This window comes from Butyrivibrio fibrisolvens (genome assembly GCF_037113525.1).
GTDB lineage: Bacteria > Bacillota > Clostridia > Lachnospirales > Lachnospiraceae > Butyrivibrio > Butyrivibrio fibrisolvens.
The window spans coordinates 4577411-4598023 of record NZ_CP146963.1; the positions used below are offsets into that span (position 1 = coordinate 4577411).

Here is a 20613-nt window from a genome sequence, read left to right on the forward strand (position 1 = left end):
TGTCCTTAATGTATGTCATAGACGCTTCTTACCTTAAGCCCCTTAAGGTTTCCGCGGATAACCTCTATCTGTCTGCTTCCCGGATTCATGTCAAAAAAGTTGTCTGAAAGAATCAGGTCATCATTCTCATTTCTTATCTCTATATTTTTGGCAAAAGAGCCGGCTTCCACCGTGATCTGGTTGTCTGAAACCGCAGTTACCTTAAGAGTCGGATCTTCGAAGCAGAAGTATTTTGCGGGCACAAAAAGCACTGTTCCTTCCGATACAACCCTGTCACCCTCTTTCGCTCTGAAAGAAGCATACGTTGAATATATGTCTATGCCTTGGAAGTGCTTTTCCTGAATCCATACCGAGGTAAGCGGCGAAACCTTCACCTGCGTCACTCCACGGGTCTCAAGACCTGTGGTCTTTGATGACAGCTCTTTTCCCGAAGCATCCCTAAGCTCCCACTCTACTGTAAGAGTGCGCTCCTTGATTGTCTCATTGGACACATTCAGCCTGATCGCCGGAGTGAAGGCAGTCTTTTCGGAATTAACAAGGATTCCCTCGGATACCGTACTTGTCTCCTCGCAGCTAAGAAGCACCGGAGCAAAGAATCTTTTTGCATAATACTGAAGCGCCTTCCACCTGCCGTAGTAATCCACTGAAGCCCAGCTTATTACCGGCCAGCAGTCATTAAGCTGCCAGTAGATTGCTCCCATGCACCTTCCGCGGTTTCTCCTGAAGTGCTCAACTCCGAATCTTATTGCCTCTCCCGCAAGAAGCTGGGATGCATAGGTTAAGGTATCGAAATCGCCAGGGTATCTGAAGGTAGCCTGCATATACTGCATGATCTTGGCATTGGCAGAGCTGTTCCTCTGATGCTTCTCCATGTTGTAGGAAAAGAGATTGAAATCTTCAGGTCTTTCCATGACTGTTTCCATGGTCTTCATTGAAGGGATCGACTGGAAGCCAAACTCGGAAAGATACCTGAAATGATGCTTTCTGTACTCGGTGAAGGGCTTGTTGTCGTGCCACACCGACCAGTAATGAACGTCTCCTCTGCTGTCATCATTGGGGGCATCAAAGGCTCCTCCTGAGGAGGGGCTTGAAGGCCAGTATACTGTGTCGGGGGCATACTCATGCACCCACTTGGGGAAGAGATACTCGTACATCTTAATGTAATCAGCTCTCTGTTTATGAGAGCTTACCCAAAGGCCATCCTTGACGAACATCTCCATCTCGTTGTTTCCGCAGATAAGTCCAAGGCAGGCATGGTCGGCAATACGGCGCAGATTGTCTCTTATCTCACAGTGTATGTTCTCTTCAAACTCATCATTAAGATCGTAGACGGCACAGGCAAACATAAGATCCTGCCATACAATAAGTCCCAGCTCGTCGCATAGGTCATAGAATTCATCACCAGGGAAAAAGCCGCCGCCCCATACTCTTATAGTGTTGAAATTGGACATTTTGCAATCTGACAGAAGTTGCCTTGTTCTCTTTGGAGTTATCCTTGAGAGGAAGTTGTCCTCCGGAATATAGTCCGCTCCCATTGCAAAGATATCAATGCCATTTACGCAGTGTGAAAAGCTCTCACCCCACTCATCCTTTTTTCTGGTCAAAGTCATGGTGCGAAGACCGATGCGTTTTTGGACTGAGTCTGCAATATGCCCTTCCATCCTCAAGGTCACGGTCACGGTATAAAGATTCTGTTCACCAAAACCGTTTGGCCACCACAACTTGGGATCATCTACCAAAAGTTCATCACCTGTTTGATAATTTTCAGCCACCGTCTCTTTTCCCTCAGGAGATGTCACAGTAACGTCTATAAAAGCACCTTCACATCCTTCAAGGATTTCTTTATCGGTGAAAAGAGACAGATACACCTTTCCATCCTCATGCCTTTGATGTATCCTCACATTGTCTATCCTTGCTTCATTAAAGCCTCTAAGAGTAACCGGTCTGAAAATACCTGCGTCAGGAATCCTTGGACCCCAGTCCCAGCCGAACATGCAGTGGGCCTTTCTAATATGAGCAAAGCCCTGCATTGCATCCTCCGATCCGTCGCAGCGGCACTCCTCATATGCCTTCCTTATGAATTTAAGTGGAGAGTAAAGATATACCTTAAGTACATTTCCCTTTTCATTCAAATACTCCGTAACATCTGCCACGTAGGTCCTGTGCATATTTTCAGCATGAATCAGACTCTCTCCGTTTAGTGTGATATCCGCTATAGTATCTATCCCTTCGAAAACCAGCTCCTTTTTTCTGCTCTCAAAAACTTCCCTGTCACAGTCAAAGAACGCCTCGTATTCAAAGTCCTCCTCCATCATCGAGAGGGCATACTTTTCATTGTCTCCCACAAAAAGATCCGGAATTACTCCGTTTCTGAAAAGAGTTTCAAGAACACTCCCCGGCACGGAAGAATCGTAGTAAGTCCCGTCAGATACTCTTTTTATCTTCCAATTTGAAATATTCATACTATTCATTTTCATTATCTCCTATTTTACTGTCGTTCTTCCATGGCTTTGCACCTTCGAAGTATGCATTTCCATCGATCCATACAGGCAGATGAGCGAAGTGGAATGGGTCATGCTTCATCATGTTAGGATGTTCTTCTTCCATATCGAATTTGGAGAGCCACTCATCATATACAGGATACTCGTCAAAACAGTATGTGCCGACTTTCCTGTTCTCTACAATCTTCTGATCAGGCTGAGAATCACTTAGAAGTACCAGGTCTTCTGACGGCCACTTCTGTATGGAAGAATTCGTAGACTGCCAAAGCTTCTTTTTCCCTAAGTTCAGGAACCTTTAGAAGCTCTTCTACTGAAGCTTCCTTGATATCCTTGATCGACTCAAAGTCTCTCATGAGAGCTTTCCTTCTGGCAGCTCCGATTCCGGGTATGTCGTCAAGGACAGACCTTACCTGGGCTTTACTTCTTAAGGATCTGTGATATTCTATAGCGAATCTATGAGCTTCGTCCTGAATCCTTGTTATAAGCTTAAATCCCTCGCTATGTCTGTCTATAGGCAGCTCTACATTGTTAAAATAAAGGCCTCTTGTTCTATGATTGTCGTCCTTGACCATACCACATACAGGTATATTGATACCAAGCTCTTCAAGGACCTGGAGGCATATATTGACCTGACCTCGTCCACCATCCATGAGGATCAGATCAGGGAATCTGGTAAAGCTTCCATACTGGGCATCTATATTTCTAAGCTCCATGTCCTGCCTTTCTTCAAGACCGTGAAGAAGCCTTCTTGTCAGAACTTCATGCATGCAGGCATAATCATTAGGGCCTTCTACTGACTTTATCCTGAACTTTCTGTAGTCGCTCTTTTTGGGTTTACCCTTTTCAAATACCACCATGGAACCAACATTGGCAAAGCCGCTTATATTAGAAATATCATAGGCTTCCATCCTGACAAGATTCTTCATTCCAAGGATCTGTTCGATTTCCTTAACAGCTCCAATGGTCCTTCCTTCTTCACGCTTTATACGTTCTCTGTCCTTGGAAAGAACAAGCGCTGCATTTTCAGAAGCAAGCTCCATGAGCTTTTCTTTCTGACCTCTTTCAGGAACAGTTATATACATACGGCTTCCTTTTCTTCCGGACAACCATTTTTCTATTATCTCCTGATCTTCGATCCTGACAGGCAGCATAAGCTCCCTTGGAACAAAAGGAGTTCCGGAATAGAACTGCTTAACAAAATCAAGAACAATCTCTTCCTGAGGATTACCACCAACATGAGTCATATAGAAATGTTCACGTCCTATAAGCCTTCCGTCACGAACGAAGAACACCTGAATAACAGCATCATTTTCATCAGAAGCGATCGCGATGATATCCTTATCCTCCATAGATGAATCCGTCATCTTCTGCTTCTGGGCTACGCTTCTTACATCATTCAGAAGGTCTCTGTAGCGAGCTGCATTCTCAAAATCCATTTCCTCTGAAGCCTTATACATCTTGTCTTCAAGGTCTTTTAAAATAACATTGTAATTACCGGATAGAAAGTCCAGCGCCTTATCAATATGCTCTTTATATTCTTCCTGACTTACTTTTCCCGTACACGGGCCGCAGCACCTTCCCATATGGAAATTAAGGCATGGTCTTTGCTGGCCTATATCTTTGGGAAGAGACCTGTTACAGGTCCTAAGTCCGTATATCTTGTTGATAAGATCTATAGTAGTCTTAACTGCCTGAGCGCTTGTGAAGGGTCCGAAGTATCTCGCCTTATCTTTTCTCATAAGTCTTGAAAAAAGAATCCTGGGGTACTCTTCCTGGACCGTAACCTTTATATAAGGATAAGTCTTGTCATCTTTTAAAAGGGTATTGTAGCGGGGCCTGTTTTCCTTAATAAGATTATTCTCAAGTACAAGGGCTTCAAGCTCTGAATCAGTAACGATATATTCAAACCTGGCGATCTTGGATACCATCTGATCTATCTGAGGGCCGCGTCCTACTATCTTCCTGAAATATGACTGCACACGCTTATGAAGGTCAATAGCCTTACCAACATACATGATGACATCGTCTGCATCATGCATTATATAAACGCCGGGATTATGGGGCAGTTTTTTTAATTCTTCTTTGACATCAAATCTGCTTTCTTCCATCTGGTCCTCTTTAAACTTTGTCCTAAATCTGCTTCTTTTCAGATTCCATTCCATGATCGTATGATCGATCCGCAGATTTCACATTAATACTTATAACAAAGTGCACCTGAATCACATGTTGCCTTCCAACCTGTAATACAGATGCACTTGATGATCATTTCTTAGTTTTAGTTGTCAGACCCTTTTTCAGCGTCATCTGACTTGTCAGCTTTATCGAAATCATCCGGAACATGTGAAAATCTTCCGCCTGACTTTGAAGTGTTTTCGCTGTCATCCTTCTTTTCATTTGACCACAGATTCTCCGGCTGATTAGCCCAGATATATCTGCTGTCATTAGCTGAGTCAAAGCCGCCTCTTCTTGTCAGAATGTCCATTGGATCAGGCTCTGATGGTTTATCATCCTTGCCTTTGTTAGCATCGCTTCCATAGAGAGTACTTGGCTTTTGGATATATGGCTCATCTTTCTTTTCTTCTACAACCTGACTTGCAGGGCTTTGATCGTTTGTAGCAGATGTATCACTACTGCTTATCTGTCCGCTCATCCAGTTGTGAGCATCATTCATTGCTTCGTCAAAAGAGCTTTTGGTCTTAACCGGCTCTGTAGTGCCTGAAGATGAAATGCTATTGGAAGAGGTACTCTGTGATGAGCTGCTTCCGGATGAAAAACCCTGTGATGAAAGGCGGTCTATTGCACTTTCTTTTTTGGGTTCTTCCTTATCTTCACCAACTTTTGCTGACTCAGGTCTTGTTGCATATATTCTAAGTCTTGACTGATTTTTTTCTTCTTCGGTAGGTTCAGGAAGTCCTTCTACCTCACGATAGATCTGCATGAATTCCTTACCGGAGATTGTCTCTTTACTGATAAGATGTTCAGCAAGGCGATCCATTGTTGACAGGTGAGCTCTGATTATTTCTTTAGCTTCCTCATAGCAGGATGCAAGAACCTTCATAACTTCCTTATCAACTTCTGCTGCTGTCTGGTCAGAGCAGTTAAGCTCTTTTCTTCCATCAAGATAACGGTTCTGTATAGATTCAAGCTGCATAAGTCCGAACTTGTCACTCATACCGTACATAGTGATCATGGATCTTGCAATCTCAGTAGCCTTTTCGATATCGTTCTGTGCACCTGTTGTAACTGTGTTGAAGATAACCTCTTCTGCTGCACGTCCGCCAAGAGCTACAACGATATCATCGTGCATTTCATCTTTTGTATTAAGGAACTTCTCTTCTTCAGGAACCTGCATTACATAACCAAGAGCTCCCATTGTACGTGGAACGATGGTGATCTTCTGTACAGGCTCTGTATTCTTTTGAACAGCACTGATAAGAGCATGTCCGACTTCGTGATAAGATACAAGCTTACGCTCTTCTTTAGAAAGAATTCTATCCTTTTTCTCTTTTCCCACAAGAACCTGTTCAACAGCTTCCATGAGGTCTTTTTGGGATACGTAGTCGCGCTTACCCTTAACTGCGTTGATGGCAGCTTCGTTGATCATGTTGGCAAGATCAGATCCGACCGCACCGCTTGTTGCAAGTGCAACCTCCTCAAGATCAACGGTTTCATCCATCTTAACGTCCTTGGAATGAACCTTAAGGATCTCAACACGGCCCTTAAGATCAGGCTTATCAACGATGATCCTTCTGTCGAAACGTCCCGGACGAAGAAGGGCTTTATCAAGGATCTCAGGTCTGTTAGTAGCACCAAGTATCAGTACACCTTTACTTGAATCAAAACCGTCCATCTCGGAAAGGAGCTGGTTGAGGGTCTGTTCTCTTTCTTCATTGCCGCCTCCAAACTTGGAATCACGGCTACGACCTATAGCATCGATCTCATCGATGAAGATGATACAAGGTGCGTTCTTATTAGCTTCTGCAAATAGGTCTCTTACACGGCTTGCACCAACGCCGACATACAGCTCTATAAAGTCAGAACCAGCAAGTGAATAGAAAGGAACATGTGCTTCACCTGCAACGGCCTTTGCAAGAAGTGTCTTACCTGTTCCGGGAGGTCCTACAAGAAGGGCTCCCTTAGGAAGCTTGGCACCTATCTTAACATACTTGCCCGGATTGTGAAGGAAGTCTACAACTTCCACAAGTGACTCTTTAGCTTCATCTTCACCTGCTACATCCTTGAAGGTAACGCCTGTCTCCTTCTGAACATAGACCTTGGCGTTGGACTTACCAACATTGAAGATTCCGCCTGCACCTTTTGACATACGCCTAAAGAGGAATCCAAGGATCACCCACAAAAGAACTATAGGAAGAACGTATGACAGGATAAGGGATATGATATAGTTCCTTGAATCCGGAACTGTTGATGTATATTCGATTCCTGCATCTTCAAGCTTTTGCTGGAGTTCAAAGTCAGTAACTATACCTGTATAGAACTTGGTATCAGGTGTTGCTATCTCATCATCCTTTTCAGCTTTTTCATTATAAGCAATTATTCCATCCTTGTTAGGAGTGATAGTGATCTTGTCCGATTCGATCACTACAGATTCGATCTGCTCATTTTCAAGCATCTCTATAAACTGATCGTATCTTATTTCAATAGTGGATGCCGAGCTCAGGGCATTAGTAAAATAAGAGATCACGAACATACAGACAAGGGCTGCCAGAAGCAGCATAAAAAGACTTTGTCTGTTGTTTGATGAGTTTCCACCGCCCTGCCCGCGGCGTTCATTATTATTTTCGTTATCCATTAAGGTTGTTACCTCACTTTTATTATAGATAGCGCAATTATGCACCTTATAGCATTATAAAATCTATTAAGGCACAATGCAATTAAAGTAAAACTTCTTATTTCTTAAAGTTCGATAAAGTGCTCCATAACCAATATGTTTTTTATATTAAAAACCCATGTTCGAACTGTTTCCATGTTGAAGTTTTTATATCTGATGTCTTACTACACCGTATTCATCATCACTACGCCAGTACGGACACTTTTTTGAACGCCTTGTTAAAAAGTGGTACATCTCGTCCTCATCAAGATTGACGCTGCAGCTGTAGGATTCGTCCTCTTCATCGTATTCATAATATGCGCATGTATCGCAGTCCATAGTCTAACCTCCAAACAATTCAAAAATTCATCGCCTCATAATACTTATCACTAAAAGCATCATCCTGGGAAAGCTCTATCTCTTCTGCATTTTTGAGTATTATGCTAAGAGTATCCCGGGCTATCTTTGTACCATATAACTCTTCTACGCACAAGTACTTTGCACAGCCCTTTAGAGATGTATTACCGGCTATATATACGTTGTCGCCTGAATCTATAATTTCTTCAGGGAACATCTTAAGCTCTTTTATCCTGTCAAAAGAAAGATTTGCTCCAAATCCGCCTGATATTATAACATATGGCTTTGAATCTGCGGCGCCGCTTATCCTCTCGCTAAGATCAGCCGCCTTATAGGTGCTGTCTTCTGAAGTTTTTTGCTTTAACTTTTCGAATATCATATCAAGGCCCACGTTGACTGCTGCCTTAGCCATCTGGACCTGCCTTATGTCATTTTGGGTTATGACAATATCACTTCCATCCTCTGCCTTACAGATCGGGTATCCTTTTTCAAAGTATACTTTCTTAAGAAGTCCCGTATTATCTATGATGCCTTCTCTTATAAGAGCACTTACTATTTCAAGAACTCCCGTTCCGCATATTCCAACCGGAGGTTTATTTCCTATTGTTGATAGTTTTAATTTTCCATCTCTAAAATATGCTTCCGATATTGCCCCGGGTATCCCAGGAACTCCAAAACTGATCCCATTACCTTCAAACACAGGGCCTGCCGCCGTGGACGTAACATAAAGCTTATCCCCGCAACCGGCCGCCATTTCTCCATTTGTACCAAGATCAAGGAAAAGAAATCCTTTTTTCTTTTTCCAGGGACGCTCAGCATAAAGACCCGATAAAATATCAGCTCCTACAAAAGCGGTGAAGCCCGGAAGTATAGTTACAGGGATATTGTTTATATTATCTTTTTTTAAAAAAGGAAATACATCCCCAACCTTCAGGCTCTCAAGTCCTATACTAAAAGGCGTGTAAGGATACACTCCAAGAGATTCACAGTCATACCCCCTTAAGAGGTGAAGCATTGTTGTGTTACCTGCTATAGCCATACTGCTTATCTGGGATATGCTGCACTGCGTCTCTTCAAGCAGTTCCAGGATCAGGTTAACAAGATCTGTCTGAATGATCTCCTTGAGCCTCGCACCCTTTTCTTTAGAAGCCTTTATCCTTGATATTACATCCGTGCCATAGCTTCTTTGATGATTGACTCCTGTTTTGACTCCAATGATCCTGTCTTCATGCGGAAGTTCAACAAGGCATACGGCAAGTGTCGTAGTTCCTATGTCTATACCAATTCCATATTTTTTATTCTTATCTGCTTTTTGATTTATGCTAAGACTGTTTCCTAAAACCTCCATCTCATCTTCGCAGAATTCATCTATGTAAATCTCAGCATCAGAAGTAAGCATGCACATGCAGGCAAGACGATATCCTCTGCTCAGGTCTTCTTTGGATATATGTCGCATGTCTGCATTTGTTATACGGACACCGCTTCCTTCAAACCTTACCCTGCATTTACCACAGGTACCAGATCCGGAGCATGGACTATCAATCTTTATATCATTTTCGCGCAGAAGGTCTATGAGTTTTTTGTTTTTAGGAGCATGGAGTACTACTACTTTCTGTCCTGTTTTTTTTATATGAACTTTTATTTCTACTTCATTATTTCTTTTCATATTACCTGTTTCTTCGTTCATTAAGTGAAGAATGACTTGGACAATGGTTCTCTGCTACTTTAGTATTTCTTAAAAATGAGTTTCTTCCTAAAAATGAGTTTCTTCCTAAAAATGGAGCAGACCTAAATCTGCTCCATCATAAATCTTTTGTCTCATACAAGATCAACACAAATTATATTTTTAGTATATAACTCCTTTGTAAAAGTACAACAAAGTTTTATTTGCCATCATCGCTAAGAGTCTTCAGATAACTATAGATAGACATACCATACCCATCCATAAAATGAGTCTGGAGATTGGTCTGAGACATCGCAAAGCGATCAGCCATATCCCTGAGTGAATAGTCGTCTACATGTTCCTTTAAATAGTCTTGCATTTCCTGAAGATTACTACTGGTTACATAAGTCATTTCCTCACTCATAGGATACCTCCCTTTACTATGAAATTTACACATGATAGCCGGAACGGGATTAGTCGCATATATAAACGGTATACACCCCTTATTTTTGGATAAAAAAGCGAATAATTAATAATTCCGACATTAAGATGATTGTTATTAATATTGTACGTTACACACGGCATACGCGCAACAACTTTTCGCACAATAATATTCGTCATGTTGTAATTGTATGAATTTTATAACCGGCTATATCAAAAAAATATTACGAAAAAGAATAAAAAAGTACTTGCGCTTTTTGTTAGCATATGCTAATATGAATATCGTTAGCGATAGCTAACTTGCCAGTTAGCCAAATGCCCCTGCCAGGGCACGGATCTTGCCAATCCGTATCGCCAACAAACATAGTCTGTAAATCTCCTACCTGAAACCCATCGTACTTGCCATACGATGGGTTTTCTTTGTATTAATATAGGTAGTAAGCACAGAGAATTCTTACGATTTTATAAATATTCTGACAATTTAAACCACAATATGTGGTATTTCGTTTTATTATCACCCTCAATATCTCTGAATAATAGTTTTATTATTTTAAATTAACAGTATATTGTTGTGATAAAACTGAATTTACAGAAAATAAATATTTTTTTGCAAAAGTGATTGAAAACTATCTTTTTATCTGTTATATTAAAGTTACTTAATACAAACGGAGCGACGCAAACAGAGAAAGGGTGGCTTAAGCTTCACTTGGACCTGTACACAACGTGTCAGATCGTATTTTCCGATTCATATAAGAATGGCTTTCGCTTCATTCGGATTGGGAATCAGGTAGGATGTCAAGAAAAGGTGGTGTGACTGCTGGATCGAATGACTGAGAACCAGGGAAATATGATCACCGTTTTCGGAGATTAAGTACTAACAAAAGAGACGACGTAAGGTCGTCTCTTTTGTTATGCAAAAATTGGCAGATTTTAAATTGGTATAGGTTGTGCCGATTAGGGAGGGTGGCAGTTAATAAATGATCTGGTTGTCTCTCGAGTTTTATAATTCAAGGCATGAAATCTGGGGCTTTATATTCTAGGATCCGAAACTCGCTGCGCTCAAACATGCGGATCCTAAACAGAATATAGAGCCCCGGATTTCATGCTCTTGAATTTAATAAAACTCTCGAAGACAACTAGATCATTTATTAACTGCCACCCTCCCTAATCTTCAAAGTTATTGATATATTTACTTTCTGCTAAGTTGAGCTGTTAGAATAAGATTTTTGAGTGGACTACAAAGTTTTTGCAAGGAGCTTTTTAGAAAAAAGGCTCCTCTTTTACTAACTGATTTGGTTGCATAACATATATTTAAATAAATATTAAAATCACGATTATCAAAATAGATAAAATGGCATGATGATTATTGGTATTTTGGTAGATGTATTTTGGGGGATTATTATGATAAAATAGTAACTGCTTACAGATGAGTTTCTAATAATGTTTATTTTTAAAGCTTGTAAGCGATTACTTTCTTTTAGAAATTTACCATAATTACATCTAAACCTGATAACTTGGAGCGATAAGAATAATTTTTTAACCGTAGCCAAGTTATAAATGCTCTAAATGAGGGAGAACATGGACAGAAACGAAACCATAACTATGTTAAATGAATATGTGGATATGCTCATGGCGAGGTCTGATGCGGAGCATCCCATGTGGAATATAGAGAAGATATTAGGGGGCAAGCCTAATAAGTGGAATTATATTGATGGGTGTATGATAACTAGTCTTCTTAATCTTTATGATATAAGCGGGGATAAGAAGTATCTTGATTTTGCAGACAAGTTCCTTGGATGGTTTGTGAATGAAGATGGATCGATCAAGACTTACAGCGCTGAAGAGTACAACATAGATAATGTTAATAGTGCTACATGTCTTTTTAAGCTCTATGATCTTACAGGCAAAGAGAAATACAGAAAAGCGATGGACACTGTAAGAGCCCAGCTTGAAACTATGCCTCGTACTAAAGATGGAAACTTCTGGCACAAAAAGATATATCCGAATCAGGTATGGCTTGATGGTCTTTATATGGCGCAGCCTTTTTATATGGAATATGAAAGAAGATATGGAAGTATTGAAGGATGCATAGATAGCTTTAAGCAGTTCAGAAATGTTGAGAAGTTCATGAAAGATCCTGAAACGGGTCTTTATTATCACGGATATGATGAAAGTAGAGAAATGTACTGGGCTGATAAGGATACTGGATGCAGCCCTAATTTCTGGCTTAGAGCACTTGGCTGGTTTGCAGCATCTCTTGTTGATGTATGCGAAGCTGCAGGAGATGTATGTAAAGATGAGCAGGAACACCTTCACAAGATGCTTGGTGATCTTGTAGAAGCCCTTATTAAGTATCAGGACGAAAGTGGTCTGTTCTACGATATAGTTAATCTTCCAGACGATACAAGGAACTATCTCGAAACATCCGGAACGGCTCTTATATCCTATGCAATCTTAAAGGGCACAAGGCTTGGCTATATTGATAATAAATATAGAGAATATGGCGTAAAAGCTTTCGACGGAATCGCAGACAAGTACCTTGGCAGAAACGAAGATGGAACTCCAAAGCTCTCCGGAATCTGCCTTGTCTCCGGCCTCGGAGGCGCTTCTCACCGAGACGGTTCTCTGGAGTATTATTTTTCTGAACCAGTCGTAGAGAACGAAGCAAAAGGCGTAGGGCCCTTCATCTACGCATATACTGAACTTTTACGAAATTAAAAACATACAACCTTTGTTACTTTATAATAACTGACTTTACACTAAAAAAGTGTCCCGTTTCTTGGAAATTCCTGAGACTGGCAGTTGGTAAATGATTTTATTTTCATGACAACAAAATCATTTACCAACTGCCAGTCTCAGGAATCTCCAAGAAACGAGGCACTTCTACATATAAAGCCGTTAGTTATTATATTCTGAAAGAACCACTTGGCCTTCGGCAATAGTTTTTCTTACATCTATTATTCTTTGGTTGCTGGAGCCTTTGAATCTGAGCATCATGTCTTTTTGGGCAAGTACAAATTCTCCGTCAACAAGTATATCTGTCATTGAGAGAATCGCATCTGTATCATTTCCGTGGCACCTCTTATTATTAGGATCTGTTAACTCTTCCCATGTATATCCGGAGTAGATCCATATAGTTGCCTTGGGGACTTCTTTTTTGATTCTCTCAAGGAATGGTCTTAAAACTTCCTGATTTCGTATCTCCATAGGTTCGCCGCCAAGGATGGTGATACCTGCAATGTAGGCGGGTTTAAGAGATTCGATGATATCATCTTCTACTGCCTTGGTAAACTTAAGTCCGTACTCAAAGTCCCAGGTCATTTCATTGAAGCAACCCTTACAGTGATGAGTACAACCCGATACAAAAAGAGAAGTTCTGCAGCCTATACCATTAGCAACATCATTTTTTATTATCTGTCCATAATTCATATTCATAACCTCATATCCGAACGCCCCAAGCCTCTAATCATTTGACATGGTGGAACTTGTTACACCATGTCGTAGAGTTTGAAAATTTGTTTTCAAACTCATTACAAATGAGGCCGGATTTGCATCCGGCCTCATCCTCCCCATACCGCTGTTTTCATACCGAGCATACATATATGAACCTTCCCGGTAATCAGCATTTTTACTGTGAACGCCTCTTAGATCCACAGTTTTCTTAAATCTCTTATAGATTTAAAAGTTATATGTTTTCGCAACTTTGAATCAGAAATCCGCATTTACTGCGGATTTCGTAAGAAAGTGAATCGGTAGGTAAATAGGCTAGGCACCGAAGGTGTTCTCAATTGGCCTATTTACATGACTTTTGGAACGAAGTGACAAAAAGTCATGCATTAACAGTTTCTGCTATCTCTTCTGCCTCAGGTACAAGAGTTTCGTTTGATACATGAAGAACTCTTTCCTTGATCTCCTGGGTACGTCCCTGATTCCAGTACTGAGTTCCGATGTAGCCGCAAGTACGTCTTGCAACGTTCATCTTGTCCTGATTTCTGTTGCCGCAGTTCGGGCACTCCCATACGAGCTTTCCATCTTCGTCTGTGACGATCTGGATCTCTCCCGTGTAACCGCAGCACTGGCAGTAATCTGACTTTGTATTAAGTTCAGCATACATGATGTTCTCATATATATACTGCATGATAGAAAGAACCGCATCGATGTTGTCCATCATATTTGGAACTTCTACATAGCTGATAGCTCCGCCTGGTGAAAGGGCCTGGAACTCTGATTCAAATTTGAGCTTTGAGAAAGCATCAATTTTCTCAGATACATGTACATGATAGCTGTTTGTAATATAGTTCTTGTCTGTAACTCCAGGAATGATTCCGAATCTCTTCTGGAGGCATCTTGCGAACTTATAAGTTGTTGATTCAAGAGGAGTTCCATAAAGTGAAAATGCGATATTAGTCTCAGCCTTCCACTTAGCACACTTATCGTTAAGGAACTGCATTACTTTAAGTGCGAACTCTTTACCATCTTCATCTGTATGTGATACGCCCTTCATGAACTTTGTACACTCATAAAGGCCTGCATATCCAAGGCTTATTGTTGAGTAGTTATTGAAAAGGAGCTTGTCGATCGTCTCACCCTTCTTAAGTCTTGCAAGAGCACCGAACTGCCAAAGGATAGGAGCAACATCGGATGGTGTGCCTATAAGTCTTTTGTGTCTGCACATAAGAGCTTCGTAGCAAAGCTCTGTTCTTTCTTCCATAAGTTCCCAGAACTTATCTTCGTCCTGGCCTGATGAACAAGCAACATCAACAAGATTTATAGTAACAACGCCCTGATTGAAACGACCATAGTACTTGTGGCTTCCATCCTGGCCAAGACCTTCTGTATCAGGTGTAAGGAAAGATCTGCAGCCCATGCAAGGATATACGTCACCATTCTTGTACTCACGCATCTTCTTAGCTGAGATGTAGTCAGGTACCATACGCTTAGCTGTACACTTTGCTGCAAGCTGTGTAAGATTCCAGTACTTGGAATCAGGAGTTATATTATCCTCATCAAGAACATAGATAAGCTTAGGGAAAGCAGGTGTGATGTAAACACCCTTCTCGTTCTTAACTCCCTGGATACGCTGCTTGAGCATCTCTTCTATAACTGCTGCAAGGTCATCACGAAGCTGTCCTTCAGGAACCTCGTCAAGGTACATGAATACTGTGATGAAAGGAGCCTGACCATTGGTAGTCATAAGTGTGATTACCTGATACTGGATCTCCTGAACACCGTCTTTGATCTCCTTGCGAACGCGCATCTCAGCGATCTCATCGATCTTCTCATCTGAAGCATCGATTCCGGCCTGCTCAAGTTCCATACGAACCTGCTTGCGGAATTTCTGACGGCTTACATCTACAAAAGGAACAAGATGTGAAAGTGTAATTGACTGTCCACCATACTGTGAGCTTGCGATCTGAGCAATAGCCTGAGTTGCAATATTACATGCAGTTGAAAAGCTCTTCGGAGGCTCGATAAGAGTCTCAGAAATAACTGTTCCGTTCTGAAGCATATCGTCAAGGTTTACAAGACAGCAGTTATGCATATGCTGAGCAAAGTAGTCTGAATCATGGAAATGGATGATACCCTCTTCATGAGCCTTAACTACTTCCGGAGGCAGAAGGAAACGTCTTGTGATATCACGGCTTACTTCACCTGCCATGTAATCACGCTGTACGCTGTTAACTGTAGGATTCTTGTTGGAGTTCTCCTGCTTAACTTCTTCATTATTGCACTCGATAAGTGACATGATCTTATCGTCGGTAGTATTAGCCTTACGCATAAGAGCATGCTGATAACGATATGTAATATACTTACGGGCAACATCATTATTGCCTGCATCCATAAGTGCATTCTCAACGAAATCCTGAATCTCTTCTACGTTAGCTGCACGAGTCAGGTTATTACATTTAGCTTCAACATCACTCTCTATACGGATGATATCCTCATCTGAAAGACGCTTATCCTCAGTGACTGTGAGATTAGCCTTCTTAATAGCTGCAATTATCTTACCACCATCAAACAAAACCTCTTCGCCACTCCTCTTAATGATTTTCATGGAGCCCTCCTAATTATTTTTTATCAAAATACAGCACAAAAACGCATCAGTACCCTGCGCGGTCCCAAAAACACCCGCCTGATCAATTTATGCTGAGATATTTGTATGGAAAAAAACTATTCTTGAAAAAATTTGGAAAATATAAGTAAAACTATCGTGAATGGATATTTAATTACTATATATTGTGTTTCTAAATAAATGTTAATACAAAATGTAGTTATTTTCAAGTGGGTAAAGAGACTTTACCCCGTGTAATTGTGCACAAAATTTAGACAATCAGCATTTTTACATAAAGAGCCTTATAGCTCTCGAACCGCTTCCAGTCTATTATGCATGCGTAATACATGATTTAGTAGATTTTTTTCAGTTATCGGATTACCAGACACAAAATATTGTGTTTCTATATCATGAAGCATTTTTTCTGTATCTGAAAAAGATACATTAAAAGCTTCCTTTTCGTTGTATTTAAGGCCGCAAACATCAGCAAGGTGCCTTATAGTACCAACGTTACCGTCCACCAGAAGAATATCCTTACCAAATGCCTTTCTGTATGCAGGCTTAAAATAGTTGAAATGTGTGCATCCAAGAACAAGTGCCTGGTACTTGGACAGATCAAAGGAGGCAAACTGCTCGTTAATATACTCATCAACTTCAGGGCCTTCAAACTGCTCATTCTCCGCAAAGGTTACAAGATGAGGCATGGCAAGAAGGTCTACTCTGTGATCTTCATCAACTCTTTCAAGAAGATGAGAGAGCTTCTTTTCCCTGATAGTAACAGGTGTTGCTATCACAAGAATGCGCTTCTTGGAAGAGGTCTCTTCTACAGCAGGCTTTACAGCCGGTTCCATTCCAAGGATCGGAAGGTCGAACTCCTGCCTTAAAGTCTCGACTGCCACTGCGGTTGCTGTATTGCAGGCTATAACTATAGCCTCAGCTCCCTTGTCTATTAGGAATCTTGTTATGTTTCTTGTATATTCTTTGATCTGCTCGGAAGTCTTAAGCCCGTATGGAACGTGATCAAGATCAGCATAAAAAAGATATTCTGCATCTCCAAGTCTGTGGTAAGCTTCGTGAAGTACTGAAAGACCGCCAAAACCTGAATCAAAAATTCCTATCTTCATAAGGTCACACTCTTCTTATTTGAAAATCTAAAAACGCGTTAACTGTGCCTTTTGTGCACAACCGTGCAAATGAAACGGAGGCAGTAACTGCTGCCTCCGTTTCTGTCCTCATTAATAATATTCTATTCCTGATTTTGTGACAATGTATAAAAGTGCTGAAATGTTATTCTGATTAATTAGGCGCCCACAGACACTCAAAAACCGACCAATACAGCAATTTACCACTTCAAGCATTGTACGATTTTGCGTATAAATTAATTTTTTATTGTAGTTTTGCTGGAATTATCACAAAAAAGCCGGCTTAAGGATATCCCTAAGCCGGTAATGTTATTTTATTTATTTGGTGTCAGGTATGCTTTGGAACAATAATAGTACTGGCCCTGATAATAAACCTTGGCCCAGCCGTTCTCTTCTCCGACCATTATAAGCTCTGTTCCGGCGTCTACAGACATAGCCTTGTTGGAATCAGTCTTTTCAGGTGAAGTTCTAAGGTTAAGACCGCTTGTGGTATATACAGGAGTACCTGCAACCTCTTCCTGAGCCTGACCTTGTGAATCTTCTGAATCACCGGATTCTTCTGCTACGGTATTATCGCCGGTATAGGCAAATTCATCACCTGTTTCAGGTTCCTTTGCAGGATCATTAACTTTGTTAAAGATGAACATGATAGCTATTACGATTATAAGAAGAGCTGTAACACCTGCAAGGATCTTGGTGATGATAGCCATCTTGTCTTCTCCGCCTTCCATATCCTCTGCGTATTCCTCATAATCTGCCTGGTCCTGATACATTTCATCGGAATATCCCTGCTGATAGTCCGGCTGACCTTCGTAGTAATCACCCTGATCATAACCATCGTTATATCCATCATCGTACTGTTCGTAATAGTCATCTTCGTATCCGTCAGAATATCCCTGAGAAGGGTGACTTTCATATCCGCCTCTTCCATACTGAGCATTCGGGCGATTTTGATAACCATCCTGATAAGAATATCCAGGATTACCCTGATAAGGGCCATCATTACCTACTCTTCTGCTCATATACTGAGCATTTCTTCTTCCGTTAACTTCCTGTCTTACTTCGCCTACAGCATTGTTCCTTAGGATTGTCTCCTGATGGGCCTTGATATATTCCTGTTTTTCCTCAGAAGTAAGGAAATTCATTGGATCCTCAATCTGTATTTCATCAGGATTCATTTCATCAGGTCTGACATAAGGTGTGCGAAGTGCTGCCGGCTTTTGAGGAAGTGGAGCTTTTCCCTGCGCCTCTTCTTTTTTGAAATCACCGATGTTATAGATTTTTTCTGGCATGTTAGTCCTCCCCCAGTCTCTTATCTGCTAACAATGTACTTGCAGATTGGGTTTCCCATAGATGAAAACTTCTCTTCATATTCTGTCATGACGTTCCCCTCATTCATAACAGGATCATTGTGAAGATCGTGTGTTACCTTATCCAAATGCCATCCGGCAGGCTCTACCTCTTCAAGAGCAAATGCAAAAAGATCTGTGTTGTCTGTCTTGAACTCTACAACTCCGTCTTTCTTCAGGATCTCATCATATCTGTGAAGGAATTCTCTTGATGGAAGACGTCTCTTTGCATGTCTGTCCTTAGGCCATGGGTCTGAAAAATTAAGATATATTCTATCTATCTCGCCTTTACCAAAAACTTCAGTAAGGACCTCTGCTTCCATTCTGATAAAACGGATATTGGGAAGCTGAAGCTCTTCCTGTTTCTGAAGGCCGCGAAGCATTACGCTTGAATACTTCTCGATTCCAATATAGTTAACGTCAGGATTCTCCTGAGCAAGTGTCATGATAAAACGGCCTTTACCCATTCCAACCTCGATACGGATAGGGTTGTCGTTGCCGAAAACTTCATTCCATCTTCCCTTATTTTTTTCAGGGTCCTTTATTGACCATTCGTTTTCAGCTATTTTTTCACGTGCGCCGGGTATGTTTCTAAGTCGCATAATTATTACATTTCCTTACTACTAATATCTTTCTGTACTTTCAAATACACCAACTATTATGTATAATTTTACTAGTATATGTCAAACTTATTTAATGTACAAATTATTGCCTAATCGTTAACATTAAGTTTTGATGGCGAATATAAAAAAACGAAAGGTCAGATAAGTAATGTTTTCTGATTTTTATGATCATAGAAAAAAGATTAAGTATAAAAAGAATCCCCGAAAGCCTATAGCCCGTATATCTGCTGCAATTGCTGCTGTTTTTGTGACATTATCATCTTTTTCTTCTACCTGTCAGGCAGCTCCCGACTATAAAGCTGAAATGGAACAGCGCAAAACTCTTGAGATACAGTCCAATAATACGGACGACTGGCCGGAAGGTCCTGCGATCGGAGCGCAGGCAGCGATACTTTTAGAAGCTAACACAGGCACGATCCTTTATGCAAAAAATATTGATGAAGAGCTCTACCCTGCAAGTACCACCAAGATCCTGACCTGTCTTCTTGCAGCTGAGAATGCTGACATGAATGATACGGTAACCTTCTCTTATAACGCTGTTCACTCTGTTCCAAGAGACGGTTCCAATATCGGTATTGATGCCGGTCAGTCCATGAGTCTTGAACAGTGCCTTTACGGAATCATGGTTGGATCTGCAAATGAATGTGCAAACGCTGTTGCTGAGCATGTTGCAGGCTCGCTTGATGACTTTGCGGATCTTATGAATAAGAGGGCCAAAGAGCTTGGGTGTACTCATTCACATTTTGTAAATGCAAACGGCCTTTTTAGTGAAGATCATTATACAAGTGCCCATGACCTTGCACTTATCGCCTGTGCTTTTTTCTCAAATGAGCTTCTGTCAAGCATTGGTAATACTGCAAGATATCACTTTACCCCAACTGATACTCAGCCGGATGATTTTTATATAAACAATAAGCACAAGCTAATAAATGGAGAGATCTCCTATGATGGAATCTTAGGGGGCAAAACAGGTTATACTGCAGAAGCAAGAGAGACGCTTGTAACCTGCGCTTCCAGAAACGGTATGAAGCTTGTATGTGTTGTTCTTAAAGAAGAATCTCCATACCAGTTTACTGATACGACTACGCTTTTTGATTACGGTTTTAATAACTTCCAGATAGTAAATGTTTCTGACAATGATAACTACTATATTCCCGAAGACACGAGCTTTTTTTTCTCAGAGAATGATATCTTCGGATACTCAGGCAATGTTATTGAATGGAACGATGATGACAGTATCATCCTGCCGATCACAGCATCTATAAACGACTGTTCTTCTGAAGTCAGCAGCGATGTGTCAGGCCAGCCCAAGGGAACTATCGCGGTCGTTAACTATTCATATAATGGTGTAAGCGTTGGGTCTGCAAGAGTCATGACCAGCAGCTCGCAGACTTCCTTCCAATTCTCGAACACAACGACTGATAAGGATACAGCCCTGAACCAGTCGATATACGTTAACGTTAAGCTCATAATAATCATCGTATCGGCCGTAGCAGGAAGCATTATCTTTATAACGAATCTTTCGGCTTTTATCAGTTCGCTTCATTATGCAGGCAATGATCCTAAAGAAAGAAGAAGATATAAGCGAAGGCAAAAGCTCCTGAAACAGCACAAGCTCACTTATAAAAAACCTAAGAAGAAATAAAAATAAGCCCGT

General features: G+C 41.0%; 14 protein-coding genes. 2 read left to right on the top strand and 12 right to left on the bottom strand.

The window, feature by feature from the left end; all coding sequences use genetic code 11:
* Positions 1-5: 5 nt before the first annotated feature.
* From WAA20_RS19525 to WAA20_RS19555, 7 genes are all read right to left on the bottom strand, one after another.
* Positions 6-2471: a glycoside hydrolase family 2 protein gene (locus WAA20_RS19525; protein ID WP_330393665.1), complete on the bottom strand. Its 2466-nt coding sequence runs from the start codon at positions 2469-2471 to the stop codon at positions 6-8.
* Positions 2464-2607 carry a hypothetical protein gene (locus WAA20_RS19530; RefSeq protein WP_338801906.1) on the bottom strand — a complete coding sequence of 48 codons (144 nt, stop codon included), beginning with the start codon at positions 2605-2607 and terminating at the stop codon, positions 2464-2466. The genes WAA20_RS19525 and WAA20_RS19530 overlap by 8 nt, the downstream gene beginning before the upstream one ends.
* A gap of 97 nt (positions 2608-2704) precedes the next feature.
* Entirely contained in the window at positions 2705-4609 is a 1905-nt protein-coding gene (gene uvrC / locus WAA20_RS19535; protein WP_073389248.1) for an excinuclease ABC subunit UvrC, read from the bottom strand.
* A 167-nt stretch (positions 4610-4776) separates the two neighbouring features.
* Positions 4777-7311 carry an ATP-dependent zinc metalloprotease FtsH gene (gene ftsH, locus WAA20_RS19540; protein WP_081373923.1) on the bottom strand — a complete coding sequence of 845 codons (2535 nt, stop codon included), beginning with the start codon at positions 7309-7311 and terminating at the stop codon, positions 4777-4779.
* 186 nt (positions 7312-7497) lie between these two features.
* Positions 7498-7668, bottom strand: coding sequence for a DUF6472 family protein (locus tag WAA20_RS19545; protein ID WP_167562749.1), 171 nt, complete (start codon positions 7666-7668; stop codon positions 7498-7500).
* Between the two features lie 19 nt (positions 7669-7687).
* Positions 7688-9352 (bottom strand): ASKHA domain-containing protein, encoded by a 1665-nt coding sequence (locus WAA20_RS19550; protein WP_167562748.1) that lies wholly within the window; start codon positions 9350-9352, stop codon positions 7688-7690.
* Between the two features lie 217 nt (positions 9353-9569).
* Entirely contained in the window at positions 9570-9773 is a 204-nt protein-coding gene (locus WAA20_RS19555; protein WP_073389245.1) for an AraC family transcriptional regulator, read from the bottom strand.
* 1595 nt (positions 9774-11368) lie between these two features.
* Here WAA20_RS19555 and WAA20_RS19560 point away from each other — a divergent pair.
* Complete coding sequence (locus WAA20_RS19560) at positions 11369-12508, top strand: glycoside hydrolase family 88 protein (RefSeq protein WP_073389244.1); 1140 nt, start codon at positions 11369-11371, stop codon at positions 12506-12508.
* Between the two features lie 180 nt (positions 12509-12688).
* On the opposite strand, the gene nrdG is transcribed toward WAA20_RS19560, so the two are convergent.
* From nrdG to trmB, 5 genes are all read right to left on the bottom strand, one after another.
* Positions 12689-13219: an anaerobic ribonucleoside-triphosphate reductase activating protein gene (gene nrdG / locus WAA20_RS19565; RefSeq protein WP_073389242.1), complete on the bottom strand. Its 531-nt coding sequence runs from the start codon at positions 13217-13219 to the stop codon at positions 12689-12691.
* Between the two features lie 400 nt (positions 13220-13619).
* Positions 13620-15845, bottom strand: coding sequence for an anaerobic ribonucleoside-triphosphate reductase (gene nrdD, locus WAA20_RS19570; protein ID WP_073389233.1), 2226 nt, complete (start codon positions 15843-15845; stop codon positions 13620-13622).
* Between the two features lie 299 nt (positions 15846-16144).
* Positions 16145-16966: a glutamate racemase gene (gene murI, locus WAA20_RS19575; RefSeq protein ID WP_073389231.1), complete on the bottom strand. Its 822-nt coding sequence runs from the start codon at positions 16964-16966 to the stop codon at positions 16145-16147.
* Positions 16967-17298: 332 nt separating this feature from the next.
* Complete coding sequence (locus WAA20_RS19580; protein ID WP_073389230.1) at positions 17299-18276, bottom strand: SH3 domain-containing protein; 978 nt, start codon at positions 18274-18276, stop codon at positions 17299-17301.
* A gap of 20 nt (positions 18277-18296) precedes the next feature.
* Positions 18297-18935, bottom strand: a complete 639-nt coding sequence (gene trmB / locus WAA20_RS19585; protein ID WP_073389228.1) for a tRNA (guanosine(46)-N7)-methyltransferase TrmB — start codon at positions 18933-18935, stop codon at positions 18297-18299.
* Positions 18936-19104: 169 nt separating this feature from the next.
* On the opposite strand from trmB, the gene WAA20_RS19590 reads away from it, so the two are divergent.
* Positions 19105-20601, top strand: coding sequence for a D-alanyl-D-alanine carboxypeptidase family protein (locus tag WAA20_RS19590; RefSeq protein WP_073389227.1), 1497 nt, complete (start codon positions 19105-19107; stop codon positions 20599-20601).
* The last annotated feature ends 12 nt before the right edge of the window (positions 20602-20613 follow it).